This window comes from Mycobacterium sp. B14F4 (genome assembly GCF_039871645.1).
Taxonomy (GTDB): Bacteria; Actinomycetota; Actinomycetes; order Mycobacteriales; family Mycobacteriaceae; genus Mycobacterium.
Map to the genome: position 1 here is coordinate 416,786 of NZ_JBDPMF010000002.1, position 16,432 is coordinate 433,217.

Sequence of the window (16,432 nt, forward strand, 5' to 3'; positions counted from 1 at the left end):
AGGTTGTCACCGGTTCAGACGACGGTAGCGCGGAAAGGATGCAGACACGCCCGCGTGCATCCATCTCCGTTCTGTCGCGTCAGAACAGGCGAACAACACCCACGAGGAGGAACACCATGTCCAGTCAACTTCCGATCGCCGTTCTCGGAGCCGGCCCCACCGGCCTGGCGGCTGCGGCGCACCTGTCCGAACGCGGCCTTCCGTTCGTGGTTTTCGAGACGGGGGAATCGGTCGGAGCCAGCATCCGGCGCTGGGGTCACGTGCGCCTGTTCTCGCCATGGCGCACGAACATCGACCGCGCCGCGCAGCGGCTGCTGAAGGCGAACGGCTGGCGGTCGCCGGATCCGGCCGCCTATCCCACGGGCGCGGAGATCGTCGACGACTACCTGACGCCACTGGCAGAGCTGGACGTGATCGCCCCCCACCTGCGGCTCGGGCAGCGGGTCATCGGCGTCACCCGCCAGGGCGTGGACAAACTTCGTGACGACCACCGCAGCGACCGACCGTTCATCGTCACCGCCAGCGACGCAGCGGGTGTCACGAGGACACCGGCCCGCGCCGTGATCGATGCGACCGGGACCTGGCTGACGCCGAATCCAATTGGTGCCGAGGGCATTCCGGCGGTCGGCGAGGAACATGCCGCCAACCGCATCAGCTACGGCATCCCCGACGTGCTCGGGGCCCATCGTGACCGCTACGCCGGCCGGCGAGTGGCCGTCGTCGGCAGCGGGCATTCCGCCAAGCATGTGATCCGGGAGCTGTCGATTCTGGCCGCGGAGATTCCCGGCACCACCGTCACGTGGATCGTGCGCAGAGGACAGGACGATAACCTGTTCGGCAATCCGGTTGACACCCGGTTACCCGAGCGGGGACGGCTCGGCGCCGACGCACACGAATTGGTCTCGTCCGGTCGCGTGCGGCTGGAGACGGGGCTGCGGACCGATCGGGTCGACGTCGACACCTCGGGAGTCGTTCTGGCATCTGCCGAAGGTCGCACCAGCGGACCGTTCGACGAAGTCATCGCGGCCACCGGGTTCCGCCCCGACTTCTCATTCCTGCGCGAGGTACGCCTCGACCTCGACCCCTGGGTGGAAAGCACGCGGACGCTGGCTCCACTGATCGATCCCAACGTTCACTCCTGCGGGTCGGTGCCTCCGCACGGCGCGGCCGAGCTTGCCCATCCGGAGGACGGGTTCTATGCAATCGGCGCAAAGAGCTACGGTCGCGCACCCAACCTCCTGCTGGCCACCGGGTACGAACAGGCCCGCTCGGTGGTCGCCGAACTGGCCGGCGACCATGACGCCGCCGCCCGCGTCGAACTCGTTCTGCCGACCACCGGCTCGTCCTGCGGCGTGACGACCGAACCGGAACCGGAACCGGAACCGGCGACGAGCGCGTGCTGTGGCTGATGCTGCCTGGTGGGGCCCGCCGGTCCTGCGGCGGGCCACCATCGCGCTGGCGACAACGCAGCTGATCTCGTGGGGGGTGCTGTATTACACCTTCGCCGTCGTCGCTCCGGTGATGGCCGGCCAGCAGGGCTGGAGTGTTCCGGCGGTCGGCGGCGCGTTCTCGGTGGGAATCCTCGTCTCCGGGTTGTCGGCTCGTGCGGCGGCCACCTTACTGGGCCGGCTCGGGCCGCGGTCGGTGATGACGGCCGGATCGCTGCTGACCGCGGCCGGTACGACCCTGTGGGCATCGGCGTCCTCGGTCGCCATGCTGTACACGGCGTGGACGCTGATCGGGATCGCGATGGCAGCAACACTCTACGAGCCGGCCATTGTCGTTCTCGCGCAGATCGATTCGAGTCGCATGCGGCACACCATCGCGACGGTGACCGTCGCGGGCGGGCTGGCCAGCACAGTGTTCGTGCCACTGGCCCAGCAACTGGTCACCACGCTCGGGTGGCGGGGTGCAGTCACCGCGCTCGGGCTCGGTGGTGGGGCCCTCACCGCCGCACTGCATGCGCGATTCTTACCGAAGCGGCCGGCGGCGCACCGCCGTTCCCAAGCGCCGCCACGGCCGTTGCGACGTCTGCGGCTCGCCTACATGCTCGAGCAGGCGAGCGCGGTCGCCGCGACGGCCCTCGTGGTCACGATGCTGATCGACCGTGGTACCGATCCTCGAGCGGCGGGACTGGTGCTCGCATCGGGCGGGGTGGGCAAGGTCGTCGGACGCCTGGTCCTGACCGGCCGCATCGGCCGGGCGTCACCGGAGTGGCTCGCCGCGATCGCGGCGGCGTGTCACGGCATCGCCTTGTCGAGCTTGTTGGCCTCGACGTCGGCGGCGTGGCTGCTGCTGGCCGGCCTGACGTCCGGGGCCGCGGCCGGTACAAGCAGCGTCCTGCGTCCCCTCATCGTGTCTCGGCATGCGCCGCCTGACGCCTTCGCGTCGACCAATGCGCGGTTGCACGCCTTCGCCACCGTGGCGCGCGCGGCCGGCCCCCTGGGCATCGCAGGCACGGCCACGCACGTCGGATGGACCGCGGGCTGGGCGATCGTCGTCGGGGGACTCGCCGCGGCGGCAGGCACATTCGCGACGATCGGATCCCGATCGGCGCCACTCAGGCCAGCGACTCCATCCACGCCCGGTGCAGCGCCGCATAGCGGCCGTCGTCGCGGGCGATGAGGTCGGCCGGTGCGCCGTCCTCCACGATCCGGCCGTGCTCGAGCACCAGCACCCGGTCGGCGATCCGCACCGTCGACAGCCGGTGCGCGATCACCAGCGCCGTACGGTCGGCCAGCACCGTCTCCAGTGCGCGCTGCACCATCCGCTCGCTCGGGATGTCCAGCGATGAGGTCGCCTCGTCGAGGATCAGCACCGCCGGGTCGGCGAGGAACGCCCGCGCGAACGCGACCAGTTGCCGCTGCCCCGCCGACAACCGGCCGCCGCGCTTGGCGACGTCGGTGTGGTAGCCCTCGGGCAGCGCGTCGATGAACCGGTCCGCCCCGACCGCCGCGGCGGCGGCCGCCACCTGCGCATCGGTGGCATCGGGCCTGCCGAACCGGATGTTGTCGGCGATGCTGCCGTCGAACATGAAGTTCTCCTGGGTCACCATCACGACGTGGCGGCGCAGTTCGGACTGCGAAACGTCGCGCAGGTCAACGCCGTCCAGCGTCACCGCACCGGCCGTCGGGTCGTAGAAGCGCGCGATCAGCTTGGCGATCGTCGTCTTGCCCGCGCCGGTGGTCCCGACGAGTGCGACGGTCTGGCCGGCAGGCACCTGCAGCGACAGCCCGGGCAACACCGCCCTGCCGGGCACGTACTCGAACCGCACGTCGTCGAACGCGATCTCGCCGCGCACATCGGTCAGAGGAACCGGATGCGCCGGGTCCTTGATGCCGGGCCGCTCGACCAGCACCCCGGCCAGCTTCTCCAGCGCCGAGGCCGCGGACTGGAAGGTGTTGAAGAACTGCGAGATCTCCTGCATCGGCTCGAAGAACATCCGCAGGTACAGCAGAAACGCCGTCAGCGTGCCGATGGTCATCTGCCCGTTCAGGACCCGGTACCCGCCGTAGAGCAGCACCACGCCGGTGGTGATGTTGCCGACGAGCTTGACGCCGGGCATGAAGATCGCGAGCAGGCGGAAGGTGCGCTCGTTGTCCGCCTTGTACCGGTCGGCGATGTCTTCGAAGATCTCCTGGTTGCGCGGTTCGCGGCGGTAGGCCTGCACGGCCTTGATGCCGGTCATGGTCTCGACGAACTGCACGATGACCAGCGCCGCGCTCTCGCGCACCCGGCGGTACGTCCTCGCCGACTCGTTGCGGAACCACCACACCAACGCCACCAGCACCGGGAACGCGGCCAGACACATCAGGCCGAGTCGCCAGTCGAGCGTGACGAGCAGGATCGCGGTGCCGAAGAGCGTGAGCACCGCGGTGATCAGGCTGTCGAAGCCGGTCTCCAGCATGTCCTGGATCGCCTCGACGTCGTTGGTGGACCGGCTCACCACCCGGCCCGACGTGTACCGCTCGTGGAACGCGACGTCGAGCCGCTGGAAGTGCCGAAACACCCTGCGGCGCAACTCCAGGAGCACCTTCTGGCCGATACGGCCCGACCGGCGCAGGAAGAACATCCGGCTGGTGGCCTGCACGACCACCACCACCCCCAGCGCCCCGACGATCATCAGCAGCGTGTGAGCCGGTCCGCCGTCGACGATCGGCGGGATGCCACGGTCGATGCCGCGCTGAACGAGGATCGGCACCGACAGCCGCGCCGCGTTCTCCACCACGACGACGAGCGCGAGCAGCGCGACCGACACCCGGTACGGGCGCAGCAGCGACCCCAGCAGCGAGCGCGCCTCGCGGCGCCGGTCCACGCTCTCGTCGATGGGCAGGTCGTCGTCCTGCTTCTCGTCGAGCTTGCCCCGCCATTCGGTACCGGTCGACGACGATGCGGGCGAGGTACGAGCCCGAGGAGGAGTCGGCCCATGAACTGTCGTCATCGGCGCTCGGCCTCCGAGGTGACGTTGGGCCCACGCGCCAGCAGGGGACGGCGGGGCTCGCCCTCGGAGACGAGGTGCTCGAGGCGGCTGCGCTCGTCGTCGTCCTCCCACGCGCAGGAACGCTCGGCGCCGTCGTCCAACTCGTCGTCGGCGGCCAGCAGATAGCGGTACTGCGGCACGTCGGCCAGCAGTTCGGCGTGGGTGCCGACATGGGTGATGGTGCCGTTCTCCAACAACGCCACCTTGTCGGCCAGCAGCACGGTCGAAGCCCGATGTGCCACAACGATTCCGGTGACGGCATGCAGCACTCGGCGCAGCGCCTCCTCGACGACGGCCTCGGTGTGCACGTCGAGCGCCGAGAGGGTGTCGTCGAGGACCAGGATCTTCGGAGCGGCCAGGATCGCCCGGGCCAGCGACAGCCGCTGACGTTGTCCGCCCGACAGGCTCATGCCCTGCTCGCCGATGCGGGTGTCGAGGCCGAACGGCAGGTCGTAGACGAACTGCGCGGCGGCGACCTCGATCGCCTGGCGCAGCTGGGCTTCAGAAGCGTCCGGCCGACCCAGCCGCAGGTTCTCGGCGACCGACATCGAGAACAGCGTCGGATCCTCGAACGCGGTGGCCACCGTCCGCCGCAGCGCGGGCAGGGACAGCTCGCGGATGTCCTGGCCGTCGATGCGGATCGTGCCCTCGGTGATGTCGTAGAGCCGCGACATCAGCGCCGCCAGCACCGACTTCCCCGAACCCGTCGACCCGACCAGCGCCAGCGTCTCCCCCGGTTCGACGGTGACGTTGACACCACGCAGCGCCCAATCGTCCGGCTCGGCGTCGGGAAAGCGGAAACCGACGTCGACGAGTTCCAGCCGCCCGCCGCGGGGAGTCTCGCCGCGCGGTCCGTCCACGATCTCAAGTGGCGCGTCGAAGATCTCGGCGATGCGGTTGGCGGCGGTGAACGACTCCTGCGTCATCGACAGCAGGAAACCCAGCGATGCGATCGGCCATACCAGCGACAGCATCATCGTGATGAACGCGACGAGCGTGCCCATGGTGACGTGGCCGTGGCCCGCCGCGTACGCGCCGACGCCGAGCACGACGATCAGCGTCAGGTTGGGGATGATCTCCAGCAGCGTCCAGAACTTCGCCGACACCGACACCCGGTCGACCTGCGTGTCGTAGAGGTTGGTGAGCTGTTCGTCGAAGCGGTCGTAGACGTAGTCCTCGCGGCCGAAGGACTTGACGACGCGCAGTCCCAGCGCGGACTCCTCGACGTGGGTGGCGACATGGCCGGACTGGTCCTGGGCCAACCGCGAGAGCCGGGTGTAGGACTGCTGGAAGTGCAGCACGGTCAGCGTGATCGGCACGATGGAGGCCACCACGACCACCCCCAGCGGCCAGTACATCGTCAGCAGGATCGCCGTCACGACGGTGATCTGCAGGACGTTCAGCAGCAGGAAGAGCATACCGAACGACATGAACCGGCGAATGGTGCTCAGGTCGTTCATGATTCGCGACAGCAGCTGCCCCGACTGCCACCGGCCGTGGAACGACATCGGCAGGATCTGCAGCCTTGCGTAGAGGTCCTTGCGGATGTCGGCCTCCACGCCCATGGTGGCGCGGGCGGCGAGCCAGCGGCGGATGAACCACAGCACCGCCTCGGTGATGCCGACCCCCATCGCGGCCGCACCGAGCAGCCACAGGCCCTGCGGGTCCTGATGGCGAACGGGACCGTCGATGACCGCCTTGGTCATCAGCGGGATCGACACGGTGGCAACGAGGCTGGAGATCGCGACCGTCACCATCGCGATCCACCGCACCCGGTAGGGCAGCAGGTACGGCAGCATCCGCCACAGGTCCGAACTGGTGCGTCGGCGCTCCGGTGGCGGTGCGATGGCCGGCGCTGAGCGCAGGGCAGGTACTACAGGATCAACCACTTAGTCCATCTTCCCATGAGCGACAAGCGGTTAACCCGGTCATGCCGCCGTCTCCTGCCGGCCGAACTGCGTCTCGTACAGTTCGGCGTACCGGCCGCGACCGGCGAGCAGTTCGAAATGGGTGCCGCGTTCGACGATCCGGCCGTTCTCGACGACGAGGATGACATCGGCCGCGCGCACGGTCGAGAGCCGGTGTGCGATGACGATCGAGGTCCGGCCGGCCAGCGCCTCACCCAGCGCCTGCTGCACGGCGGCCTCGGACTCGGAGTCCAGCGAGGCCGTCGCCTCGTCGAGCACCACGACCCGCGACCGGCCCAACAGCAACCGGGCGATCGTCAGCCGCTGCCGCTGACCGCCGGACAGTCGGTAGCCGCGCTCGCCGACCACGGTGTCCAGGCCGTCGGGCATGTCGGCGACGACGTCGGCGAGCCGGGCCCGTTCGAGTGCCTCCCAGAGTTGGTCGTCGGTCGCATCGGGGGCGGCCAGGCGCAGGTTGGCGCGGATCGACTCGTGGAACAGGTGGCCGTCCTGGGTGACGACGCCGACGGTCTCCTTCAGCGACTCGAAGCCGACGTCGCGCACGTCGACGCCGGACAGCCGCACCGCGCCGGAATCGACGTCGTAGAGCCGTGCGATCAGCGACGCGATCGTGGATTTGCCCGCTCCGGACGAGCCGACCAAGGCCACCATCTGGCCCGGCCGCGCCGTGAACGAAATGCCGTGCAGCACTTCGTCGCCGCCGCGGACGTCGGTTTCGCTGAGCACCGCGACCTCCTCGAGCGAGGCCAGCGACACCTTGTCCGCCGATGGGTAGGAGAACCGCACCGCGTCGAACTCGACCGACACCGGTCCGTCGGGAACCTCGACGGCGCCCGGCTTCTCCTGGATCAGCGGCTCGAGGTCGAGCACCTCGAAGACCCGCTCGAAACTCACCAGCGCGCTGGCGATCTCGACGTGCGCGTTGGCCAGCGCCGTCAGCGGCGCGTACAGCCGGGTCAGCAGCAGCGCCAGCGACACGATCGCGCCGGCCTGCAGATGCCCGCCGATCGCCAGCACCCCGCCGAGCCCGTAGACCAGGGCCAGGGCCAGCGCCGACATCAGCGTCAGCGAGTTCATGAAGACCGACTGCAGCATCGCGGTCTTGACACCGATGTCGCGGACCCGGTCAGCGCGCACCTCGAACTCGCGCGATTCGGTCGCCGGACTGCCGAAGAGCTTGACCAGCGTCGCACCCGGCGCCGAAAACCGTTCGGTCATCTGGGTGTTCATCGTCGCGTTGTGGGCGGCGGCCTCGCGCGACAACCGCGCCATCGCGGCGCCGATGCGTCGGGCCGGCACGATGAACAGCGGCATGAGAACCAGTGAGAGCAGCGTGATCTGCCACGAGATCGACAGCATCACCGCCAGCGTCAGCGTCAGCGTGACGACGTTGGAGACGACGCCGGACAGGGTGTCGGAAAACGCCCGCTGCGCGCCCAGGACGTCGCTGCCGAGGCGGCTGACCAGTGCGCCGGTGCGGGTGCGGGTGAAGAACGCGACCGGCATCCGTTGCACGTGGTCGAAGACCGCGGTCCGCAGATCGAGGATGAGGCCCTCGCCGATGGTCGACGACAGCCAACGGGTCAGCAGCGACGTCGCCGCTTCCGCGACCGCCACCAGCGCGATGATCGCCGCAAGCCCGACCACGACGCCCGATGCGCCACCGCGCACGATCGCGTCGACCACCTTGCCTGCCAGCAGCGGCGTGGCGACGGCCAGCAGGGCGCCGACGACGCTGACCGCGACGAACGCGCGCAGCCGACCGTGATGGCGCGACGCGAAGCGCCAGATGCGACGCAGCAGGTCCCGGTTCAGAAGCGAGCGCAGGTCGCCGCCGCGCGCGTGTGACTGCCGGTACAGCGTCTGCCGTGCGACTGTTTCCATGCTCATGAAATCACCGTAGAACCTCAACAATTGATGAGGTCAACGGCTTCCCTGCCGCCGACCAGCGTCCCGCCGGTGGGTACCCGGGTAGGCGTGACTGCAGACCCGACTTGATCCGCACCGGCTCCGACGATGGCAAAGCCGTACCGAATGGCCGTTGGCCGCGATCGTCGTCCTGTTCCTCATCGCGTACGCAGTCGACGTGCTGGACCAGCCGCGCGGCGCGGCCGCGTTCGCGGTGGCCGTCATCGCGTGGGGCTCCGGGGCGGCTTTCGCCGCCGATTACCTGGTCCGGTTCACCATGGCCACCGAACTGCTGCACCGCGCGCTCGGCAACGCGATCCGCGGCCGGGTGGTCATCTACACCGTCTCCGGCGCCGTGCTCCTGGTCTTCGTCGCGTCGCTGGCGGTCCTCGACACCGAGCGGTATGCGCCCGGTGCCCACATCACCAGCTTCGGCCAAGCGCTGTGGTGGTCGCTCACCACGATCACCACCGTGGGCTACGGCGATCTGACCCCGGTGACCGGCACCGGACGGATGATCGCAGTGCTGCTGATGATCGGCGGAATCAGCCTGGTCGGATCGATCACCGCCACGCTGGCGTCCTGGATCGTGCAGCGCGTGGCCGACCAGCAGTCGGCCGACGAAGCGGTGACGACGGCCCACCTCGACAAGGTGCTCGGTGAGGTCCATCAGCTGCGCGCCGACCTGCGTCGACTCGGCGAAGACGCCGATCGCCACCCTTAGGGTGCGGGATCCCGCAGCCTGACCACTACATCGGGCAATATTGCCTACATGGACAGTGCAGCAGGTTCGCCCCGGGTGCTCGTGGTCGACGACGATCCCGATGTGCTCGCCTCCCTCGAGCGGGGACTGCGGCTGTCCGGGTTCGACGTGGCCACGGCGGTCGACGGCGCCGAGGCGCTGCGCAGCGCGACCGAGACCCGGCCGGACGCGATCGTGCTCGACATCAACATGCCGGTGCTCGACGGCGTCAGCGTGGTCACGGCGCTGCGCGCGATGGACAACGACGTGCCGGTCTGCGTACTGAGCGCGCGCAGTTCGGTCGACGACCGGGTCGCGGGCCTGGAGGCCGGCGCCGACGACTACCTGGTCAAACCGTTCGTCCTGGCCGAGCTCGTCGCCCGGGTGAAGGCGCTGCTGCGCAGGCGCGGCTCGACTGCGACCTTCTCGTCGGAGACCATCCAGGTCGGCCCGCTCGAGGTTGACATCCCCGGCAGGCGCGCCCGCGTCAACGGCGTCGACGTCGACCTCACCAAGCGCGAGTTCGACCTGCTCGCGGTGCTGGCCGAGCACAAGACCGCCGTGCTGTCGCGCGCGCAGCTGCTCGAGCTGGTGTGGGGTTACGACTTCGCCGCGGACACCAACGTCGTCGACGTGTTCATCGGGTACCTGCGCCGCAAGCTCGAGGCGGGCGGCGCGCCCCGGCTGCTGCACACCGTGCGCGGAGTGGGATTCGTCCTTCGGACCCAGTGATGGCCCAGTGATGTCCCTGCTGTCGCGGATATTCCGGCGCACCCCGTCGCTGCGCACCCGCGTGGCGCTGGCCACGGCGATCGGCGCGGCGATCGTCGTCATCATCGTCGGCACGGTGGTGTGGATCGGCATCACCAACGACCGCAAGGAACGGCTCGACCGTCGCCTCGACGAGGCCGCCGGCTTCGTGATCCCGCTGCTCCCCCGCGGCCTCGACGAGATCCCCAAGTCGCCGAACAACCAGGACGCCGTGGTCACCGTGCACCGCGGTTACGAGGTGACGTCCAACTCGGACGTCGTGCTTCCGCAGCTCGACCCCGGTTACGCCGACACCTACGTCGACGGCGTGCGCTACCGGGTCCGCACCGTCGACATCCCGTACTACCCGGGGCCGATGTCGGTGGCCGTCGGCGCCACCTACGACGCCACCTTCGCCGACACCAACAACCTGCACCGTCGAGTGATCATCATTTGCGTCTTCGCCGTCGGCGCGGCGACGGCCTTCGGCTGGGTGCTCGCCGCGTTCGCGGTGCGACCGTTGAAACGGCTCGCGCAGCAGACCCGCCAGATCGACGCCGGCGACGAGGATCCCGACGTCGAAGTCCGCGGCGCCACCGAGGCCGTCGAGATCGCCGAGGCCGTCAAGGGCCTGTTGAAGCGCGTCTGGAACGAACAGGACCGCACCAAGGCCGCGCTGGCGTCGGCGCGCGACTTCGCGTCGGTGTCCGCGCACGAACTGCGCACACCGCTGACGGCGATGCGGACCAATCTCGAGGTGCTGGCCACCCTCGACCTGCCGGAGGATCAGCGCAAGGAGGTGGTGGGCGACGTCATCCGCACGCAGTCGCGCATCGAGGCCACCCTCGGTGCGCTGGAGCGGCTGGCCCAGGGCGAACTGTCGACGTTCGACGACCACGTGCCCGTCGACATCACCGAACTGCTGGACCGCGCCGCACACGACGCGATGCGCGTCTACCCCGACCTGGACGTGTCGCTGGTGCCTGCGCCGACGGTGATCATCGTCGGCCTGCCCGCGGGTCTGCGGCTGGCGGTGGACAACGCGATCGCCAACGCGGTCAAGCACGGCGGAGCGACGCGCGTGCAGCTGTCGGCGGTTCCGTCGCGCGCCGGCGTGGAGATCGCGATCGATGACGACGGCGTCGGCGTGCCGGAGGAAGAGCGCAAACTGGTGTTCGAGCGGTTCTCCCGCGGGTCGACCGCGTCGCACTCGGGCTCGGGGCTGGGCCTGGCGCTCGTCGCGCAGCAGGCCGAGTTGCACGGGGGCACAGCCTCGTTGGAGGAGAGCCCGTTGGGCGGCGCGCGGCTGCTGCTGAAGCTTCCCGGCGTGCGTTGAGTCAGCGCGAGCGCGGGGACTATCTCGTCCCGAGCAGGTCGATGACAAAAATCAACGTCTTGCCCGACAACCGGTGCCCGCCGCCGGCCGGACCGTAGGCCTGCTCCGGCGGGATCACCAGCTGTCGACGGCCGCCGACCTTCATACCGGGGATGCCGTCCTGCCAGCCCTGGATGAGGCCGCGCAGCGGGAACTCGATCGACTCACCGCGATTCCAGGAGCTGTCGAACTCCTCGCCGGTGTCGTACTCGACGCCGACGTAATGCACCTCGACGTTCGCGCCGGGCACCGCCTCGGGGCCTTCGCCGACCACCAGATCGGTGATCACCAGCTCACCGGGGGGCGGGCCGTCGGGGAACTCGATCTCGGGTTTCTGCGAAGAAGAGGAAGTCACCGCACTCACCGTAGTCGGGCAGACTGGGCACGTGGCGAAAGACCAAGACATTCTCGATCAGGTCAACAAGCTGGTCGCCGAGGAGCAGGAGCTGCGTTCGAAGCTGCAGCACCGCGAGAACGACGAGTCGGAAGAACTCCGCCGGCTGCGCGCCGTGGAGGTCCAGCTCGACCAGTGCTGGGATCTGTTGCGGCAGCGGCGGGCGCTGCGGGAGACCGGCGGCGATCCAAGGGCCGCGCAGGTGCGGCCGCCCGACGAGGTCGAGGGTTACCTGAGCTGAGTCCCACCCACGCCGCCGGAGCCGCCCCGGCGGCGACATTCAACGCCGGAGCCGCCCCGGCGGCGACATTAGATGTCGTCATCGTTGGCGGCGGGCACAACGCGCTGGTGGCCGCGGCCTATCTGGCCAGGGCGGGCCGCCGGGTGCGGGTGCTCGAGCGGCTGGACCATGTCGGCGGGGCGGCGGTGTCCGCGCACGCGTTCGACGGCGTCGACGCGCGGTTGTCGCGCTACTCGTATCTGGTCAGCCTGCTCCCCCGGCGGATCATCGACGATCTCGGCGCGCGGGTGCGGCTGGTGCGCCGCCGGTACTCGTCCTACACGCCGGACCCCTCGACCGACGGCCGGACGGGTCTGCTGATCGGACCGACGTCCACGTTCGCCGCGGTGGGCGCTGCCGACGACGAGGCGGGCTTCGCCGGGTTCTACCGCCGGTGCGGCGCCGTCACGTCGCCGCTGTGGCCGACGCTGCTGCAGCCGCTGGTCACGCGGAGTGCGGCGCGCCGGCTGGTGGGCGACGACGACGCGTGGCGGGCGACGGTCGACGAGCCGGTCGGGCACGCGATCACCTCGGCCGTCGGCAACGACGTGGTGCGCGGGGTGATGGCGAGCGACGCGTTGATCGGCACGTTCGCCCGGCTCGACGACCCGTCGCTGACGCAGAACGTCTGCTTTCTCTACCACCTGCTCGGCGGCGGGACCGGCGACTGGGATGTGCCGGTCGGCGGGATGGGCGCGGTCAGCGGTGCGCTGGCCGCGGCTGCGTCCGGTTATGGCGCTGAATTGGTCTGCGGTGCAGATGTTTACGCCGTCGATCCCGATGGCGAGATACGGTACCGGCGGGACGGGACCGACCACGTGGTACAGGGCCGGTACATCCTGGCGAACGTGACGCCGGCGGTGCTGGCGGAACTGCTGGGCGAGCCGACGCCAGTGACCGCGCCCGGCGCGCAGGTGAAGGTGAACCTGATGCTGCGCCGGTTGCCCCGGTTACGCGACGAAAGCGTCTCTGCTGAACAGGCTTTCGGCGGAACATTCCACATCAACGAGACGTACAGCCAACTCGCAACGGCCTATACGCGCGCCGATCACGGCGTCGTGCCCGATCCGCTGCCGTGCGAGATCTACTCTCACTCGCTGACCGACCCGTCGATCCTGTCCGACGAACTGCGCGCATCCGGCGCCCAGACGTTGACGGTCTTCGGGTTGCACATCCCCCATTCGCTGGTGTCGGCGGGCGATCCGGACCGGATGCGCGACACGTTGACGTCCGCGGTGCTGCGCTCGCTGAATTCGGTTCTCGCCGAACCGATCCAGGATGTGCTGATGGAGGATGCGGCGGGGCGGCTGTGCATCGAGACGAAGACGACCGTCGACCTGGAACACTCGCTGGGCATGACGGCCGGCAACATCTTCCACGGTGCGTTGTCGTGGCCGTTCGCCGAGGACGACGAGCCGCTGGACACGCCGGCGCGACGCTGGGGCGTGGCGACCGCACACGAGCGGGTCATGTTGTGCGGGTCGGGGTCTCGACGCGGCGGGGCGGTGTCGGGGATCGGCGGACACAACGCGGCGATGGCGGTGCTGGACAGCTAGGGCGCTATTTCGGCGACAGCTTGGCGAGCAGCTTCTGCAGGGTCTTCAGGTCGTCGGCGTCGAGTGCGGTCAGCATGTCGGGCGCGGGGTCGTCGACCGCGTCGATTCTGGCGGCCATCGCGCGCCATATCTCATCTGTTGGCCGCGCAAGCAGCACTTTGGTGACCTGCCTCTCACGCGAGCGCACAGCCATGTACGCAATGCGCGGCGTTTTGCGTACAAGAGTGCGCGCTCGCGCAGAGGAGAAGTGAAGTCAGCGGCCGTCCACGGAAACGTAGTCACGTTCGGTGTAGCCGGTGTAGATCTGGCGTGGGCGGCCGATCTTGCCGCTGCCCTCGTCGTGCATCTCGCGCCAGTGCGCGATCCAGCCGGGCAGCCGGCCGAGCGCGAACAGCACGGTGAACATCCGCGTCGGGAAGCCCATCGCGCGGTAGATCACGCCGGTGTAGAAGTCGACGTTCGGGTAGAGCTTGCGCTCGATGAAGAAGTCGTCGGTGAGCGCGGCCTCCTCGAGTGTCCGCGCGATGTCGAGCATCTCGTCGTCGCCGCCGAGCTTGCCGAGGATCTTGTCGGCCTGCTCCTTGACGATGCGGGCGCGCGGGTCGTAGTTCTTGTAGACCCGGTGGCCGAAGCCCATCAGCTTGACGCCGTCTTCGCGGTTCTTCACCTTCTTGATGAACTCGTGGACGTCGAAGTCGGCCTGGCGGATCTTCTCCAGCATCTCCAACACGGCCTGGTTGGCGCCGCCGTGAAGCGGGCCCCACAGCGCGTTGATGCCACCGGAGATCGAGGTGAACAGGTTGGCCTGCGACGAGCCGACCAGCCGCACCGTCGAAGTCGAGCAGTTCTGCTCGTGGTCGGCGTGCAGGATGAACAGCATGTCCAGGGCCCGGACGATCTCGGGGTCGACCTCGTAGGGCTCGGCCGGGAAACCGAACGTCATCCGCAGGAAGTTCTCGACCAGCGTCAGCGAGTTGTCCGGATACAGGAACGGCTGGCCCGCCGACTTCTTGTAGGCATAGGCGGCGATGGTCGGCAGCTTGGCCAGCAACCGGATCGTGGACAGCTCGACCTGGTTGTCGTCGAACGGATCCAGCGAGTCCTCGTAGTAGGTCGACAGCGCGTTGACGGCGCTGGAGAGCACCGGCATCGGGTGCGCGTTGCGGGGGAAGCCGTCGAAGAACCGCTTGAGGTCCTCGTGCAGCAGCGTGTGGCGCTGGATCTGCGTGGTGAACTTGTCGAGCTGCTCCTTGGTGGGCAGCTCACCGTAGATGAGCAGGTAGCTGACCTCGATGAAGTTCGACTTCTCGGCGAGCTGCTCGATCGGGTAGCCGCGGTAGCGCAGGATGCCGGCCTCGCCGTCGATGTAGCAGATCGCGCTCTTGGTGGACGCGGTGTTGACGAAGCCTTCGTCGAAAGTGGTGTAGCCGGACTTGGCCAGCAGCGAACCCAGCGCGATGCCGTCGGCGCCATCGGTGGCGGAGACGATGTCCAGGTCGAGCGTGCCACCCGGGTAGGAGAGGGTGGCCTGCTCTGCCCCACTCTTTTCTTCGGCCACGAGTTTCCCTTCGTCGCTGCTGGGGTTGTCGAACGTGCTCTACAAAAGTAGTCCCATTCGGACCGTCGTGCCCCGCGGGGGGCGGTCCGTCGCTCACACCGGCTGAGGCAGACCTGCCGTGAGGCCGGTGAACTGGTTGTATGTCCTCTGCAACCGGGCGATCACGTCGTCGATGGTCGGCGCGGACCCGTCCATGTCTGCGGCGACGTCGGTCAGCGCCGTCATGAGCACCGAACCCCAGACCGCCGACACCAGCCTGGGGCCGCGGTCGTGAACCGAGACGCCCATCCGCTCGGCGATGGCGCGTTCGATCGCATTCGCCCGGTACTCCAGGGACGACTGCCGTAAAGCGGGCGAGGACAGCACGATCCGCACGATGCACATCACCCGCTCGGCGGTGAGCTCCCCGGCCGACGCCCGCTTGGAGGCCTCGGCCATCGCGAGGTAGGCGCGCAGGATCGCCTCGAAGTGGTTCAGGTCGGCCGGTTGGCGGGCCAGTTCGACGGCCGTCCGGTCCAGCACCTCGTCGACGAGGGCCAGCGCGATGGCATCCTTCGTCGCGAAGTACCGGCTGAACGTCCGCGGCGAGACGTCGGCGATCGCGGCGATCTGGTCGACCGTGGTGTTGTCGAAACCCTGCCGCTCACACAGCTCCAGAGCCGCGTTGATGAGGGTCGCGCGGGTGCGCAGCTTCTTGCGCTCGCGCAAGCCGAGCGTCGGCTCCCCCCTGCCATCGGACACGAAGGGCATCCTAACTGTGGAACTTGAGAATCGGCTTAGAAATTGGCGTCGTCAGCCACTTGGCTCGGTCAGACTCTCTCGGCCGCTAGGGCTGCAACCGCTCTATGCGGTTCCCCTGGACGCGGATCCTGTTGTGTACGCGGTTCTCTCGGCCCTGCCAGAACTCGACGACCTCGGGCGCGATCAGATAGCCGCCCCAGTGCGGCGGAACCGGGACCTCGTCGTCGGCGAAGCGCTGCGTCACGTCGGCCAGCTGCTGCAGCAACGCGGCACGTGACGGGATCGGTTTCGACTGCTGCGACGCCCACGCGCCCAGTTGCGAGCCGCGTGGACGCTTGGACCAGTAGTCGGCGGTCTCCTCGGGTGACACCTTGGTCACCGGACCGCGGACATGCGCCTGACGGCCCAACTGGTACCAGGGGAAGGTCGCCGACGCGTACGGCGTGCCGGCCAGCTGCTCCCCCTTGTCGGACTCGTAGTTGGTGTAGAAGGAGATCCCGGTGTCGTCCACGCTCTTGCACAACACGGTGCGCGTGACCGGCCTGCCTTCCACGTCGACCGTGCCGACGACCATCGCGTTGGGCTCGGCGACGCCGGCCCGTTCGGCGTCGGCTAACCACCTGCGCAGCAGCGCAACCCAACCCTCGGCCAGCCAGTCGACGTCCAGGTCGGGGCTGCCGTCCTTTTCCACCGAGCCGTATTCGGTCCGCATCTTCGCCA

At 68.9% G+C, this 16,432-nt stretch carries 14 protein-coding genes; 7 read left to right on the plus strand and 7 right to left on the minus strand.

Going from position 1 to position 16,432, the window contains the following annotated elements; genetic code table 11:
• Nucleotides 1–116 precede the first annotated feature (116 nt).
• Together ABGB19_RS07185 and ABGB19_RS07190 are read left to right on the plus strand one after the other, a co-directional pair.
• Nucleotides 117–1,409, plus strand: a complete 1,293-nt coding sequence (locus ABGB19_RS07185; RefSeq protein ID WP_347685185.1) for an NAD(P)-binding domain-containing protein — start codon at nucleotides 117–119, stop codon at nucleotides 1,407–1,409.
• Nucleotides 1,402–2,625, plus strand: coding sequence for an MFS transporter (locus ABGB19_RS07190; RefSeq protein ID WP_347685186.1), 1,224 nt, complete (start codon nucleotides 1,402–1,404; stop codon nucleotides 2,623–2,625). The genes ABGB19_RS07185 and ABGB19_RS07190 overlap by 8 nt, the downstream gene beginning before the upstream one ends.
• On the opposite strand, the gene ABGB19_RS07195 is transcribed toward ABGB19_RS07190, so the two are convergent.
• Genes ABGB19_RS07195 through ABGB19_RS07205 form a run of 3 tightly spaced genes read right to left on the minus strand, consistent with a single transcriptional unit; the run spans nucleotide 2,561 to nucleotide 8,298 of the window.
• Nucleotides 2,561–4,441: an ABC transporter ATP-binding protein gene (locus tag ABGB19_RS07195; RefSeq protein ID WP_347685187.1), complete on the minus strand. Its 1,881-nt coding sequence runs from the start codon at nucleotides 4,439–4,441 to the stop codon at nucleotides 2,561–2,563. The two genes, ABGB19_RS07190 and ABGB19_RS07195, sit on opposite strands and share 65 nt — an antisense overlap.
• Nucleotides 4,438–6,369: an ABC transporter ATP-binding protein gene (locus ABGB19_RS07200; protein WP_347685188.1), complete on the minus strand. Its 1,932-nt coding sequence runs from the start codon at nucleotides 6,367–6,369 to the stop codon at nucleotides 4,438–4,440. Before ABGB19_RS07200 ends, ABGB19_RS07195 begins: the two co-directional genes overlap by 4 nt.
• 39 nt (nucleotides 6,370–6,408) lie before the next feature.
• Nucleotides 6,409–8,298: an ABC transporter ATP-binding protein gene (locus tag ABGB19_RS07205; RefSeq protein WP_347685189.1), complete on the minus strand. Its 1,890-nt coding sequence runs from the start codon at nucleotides 8,296–8,298 to the stop codon at nucleotides 6,409–6,411.
• Nucleotides 8,299–8,449: 151 nt separating this feature from the next.
• On the opposite strand from ABGB19_RS07205, the gene ABGB19_RS07210 reads away from it, so the two are divergent.
• Genes ABGB19_RS07210 through ABGB19_RS07220 form a run of 3 tightly spaced genes read left to right on the plus strand, consistent with a single transcriptional unit; the run spans nucleotide 8,450 to nucleotide 11,144 of the window.
• A complete protein-coding gene (locus tag ABGB19_RS07210) occupies nucleotides 8,450–9,040 on the plus strand; it encodes a potassium channel family protein (protein ID WP_347685190.1) in 591 nt (196 codons plus the stop codon).
• Between the two features lie 48 nt (nucleotides 9,041–9,088).
• Nucleotides 9,089–9,790 (plus strand): two-component system response regulator PrrA, encoded by a 702-nt coding sequence (gene prrA, locus ABGB19_RS07215; protein ID WP_238950295.1) that lies wholly within the window; start codon nucleotides 9,089–9,091, stop codon nucleotides 9,788–9,790.
• A gap of 10 nt (nucleotides 9,791–9,800) precedes the next feature.
• The gene (locus ABGB19_RS07220) at nucleotides 9,801–11,144 is read left to right on the plus strand and encodes a HAMP domain-containing sensor histidine kinase (RefSeq protein ID WP_347685191.1); all 1,344 of its coding nucleotides are present in this window, start codon (nucleotides 9,801–9,803) and stop codon (nucleotides 11,142–11,144) included.
• Nucleotides 11,145–11,163: 19 nt separating this feature from the next.
• Here ABGB19_RS07220 and ABGB19_RS07225 read toward each other — a convergent pair whose 3' ends face one another.
• Nucleotides 11,164–11,547 carry an FKBP-type peptidyl-prolyl cis-trans isomerase gene (locus ABGB19_RS07225; RefSeq protein WP_347685192.1) on the minus strand — a complete coding sequence of 128 codons (384 nt, stop codon included), beginning with the start codon at nucleotides 11,545–11,547 and terminating at the stop codon, nucleotides 11,164–11,166.
• 22 nt (nucleotides 11,548–11,569) lie between these two features.
• Here ABGB19_RS07225 and ABGB19_RS07230 point away from each other — a divergent pair, with 22 nt between their 5' ends.
• On the plus strand, nucleotides 11,570–11,818 hold the full coding sequence (locus ABGB19_RS07230; protein WP_347685193.1) for a DUF2630 family protein: 249 nt from the start codon (nucleotides 11,570–11,572) through the stop codon (nucleotides 11,816–11,818).
• Between the two features lie 80 nt (nucleotides 11,819–11,898).
• Nucleotides 11,899–13,413, plus strand: coding sequence for an NAD(P)/FAD-dependent oxidoreductase (locus tag ABGB19_RS07235; protein WP_347685654.1), 1,515 nt, complete (start codon nucleotides 11,899–11,901; stop codon nucleotides 13,411–13,413).
• Nucleotides 13,414–13,666: 253 nt separating this feature from the next.
• Here ABGB19_RS07235 and ABGB19_RS07240 read toward each other — a convergent pair whose 3' ends face one another.
• From ABGB19_RS07240 to pdxH, 3 genes are all read right to left on the minus strand, one after another.
• Nucleotides 13,667–14,971: a citrate synthase gene (locus tag ABGB19_RS07240; protein ID WP_347685194.1), complete on the minus strand. Its 1,305-nt coding sequence runs from the start codon at nucleotides 14,969–14,971 to the stop codon at nucleotides 13,667–13,669.
• A gap of 93 nt (nucleotides 14,972–15,064) precedes the next feature.
• Entirely contained in the window at nucleotides 15,065–15,712 is a 648-nt protein-coding gene (locus ABGB19_RS07245; protein ID WP_347685195.1) for a TetR family transcriptional regulator, read from the minus strand.
• A gap of 85 nt (nucleotides 15,713–15,797) precedes the next feature.
• Complete coding sequence (gene pdxH, locus ABGB19_RS07250) at nucleotides 15,798–16,424, minus strand: pyridoxamine 5'-phosphate oxidase (RefSeq protein WP_347685655.1); 627 nt, start codon at nucleotides 16,422–16,424, stop codon at nucleotides 15,798–15,800.
• Nucleotides 16,425–16,432: the final 8 nt, after the last annotated feature.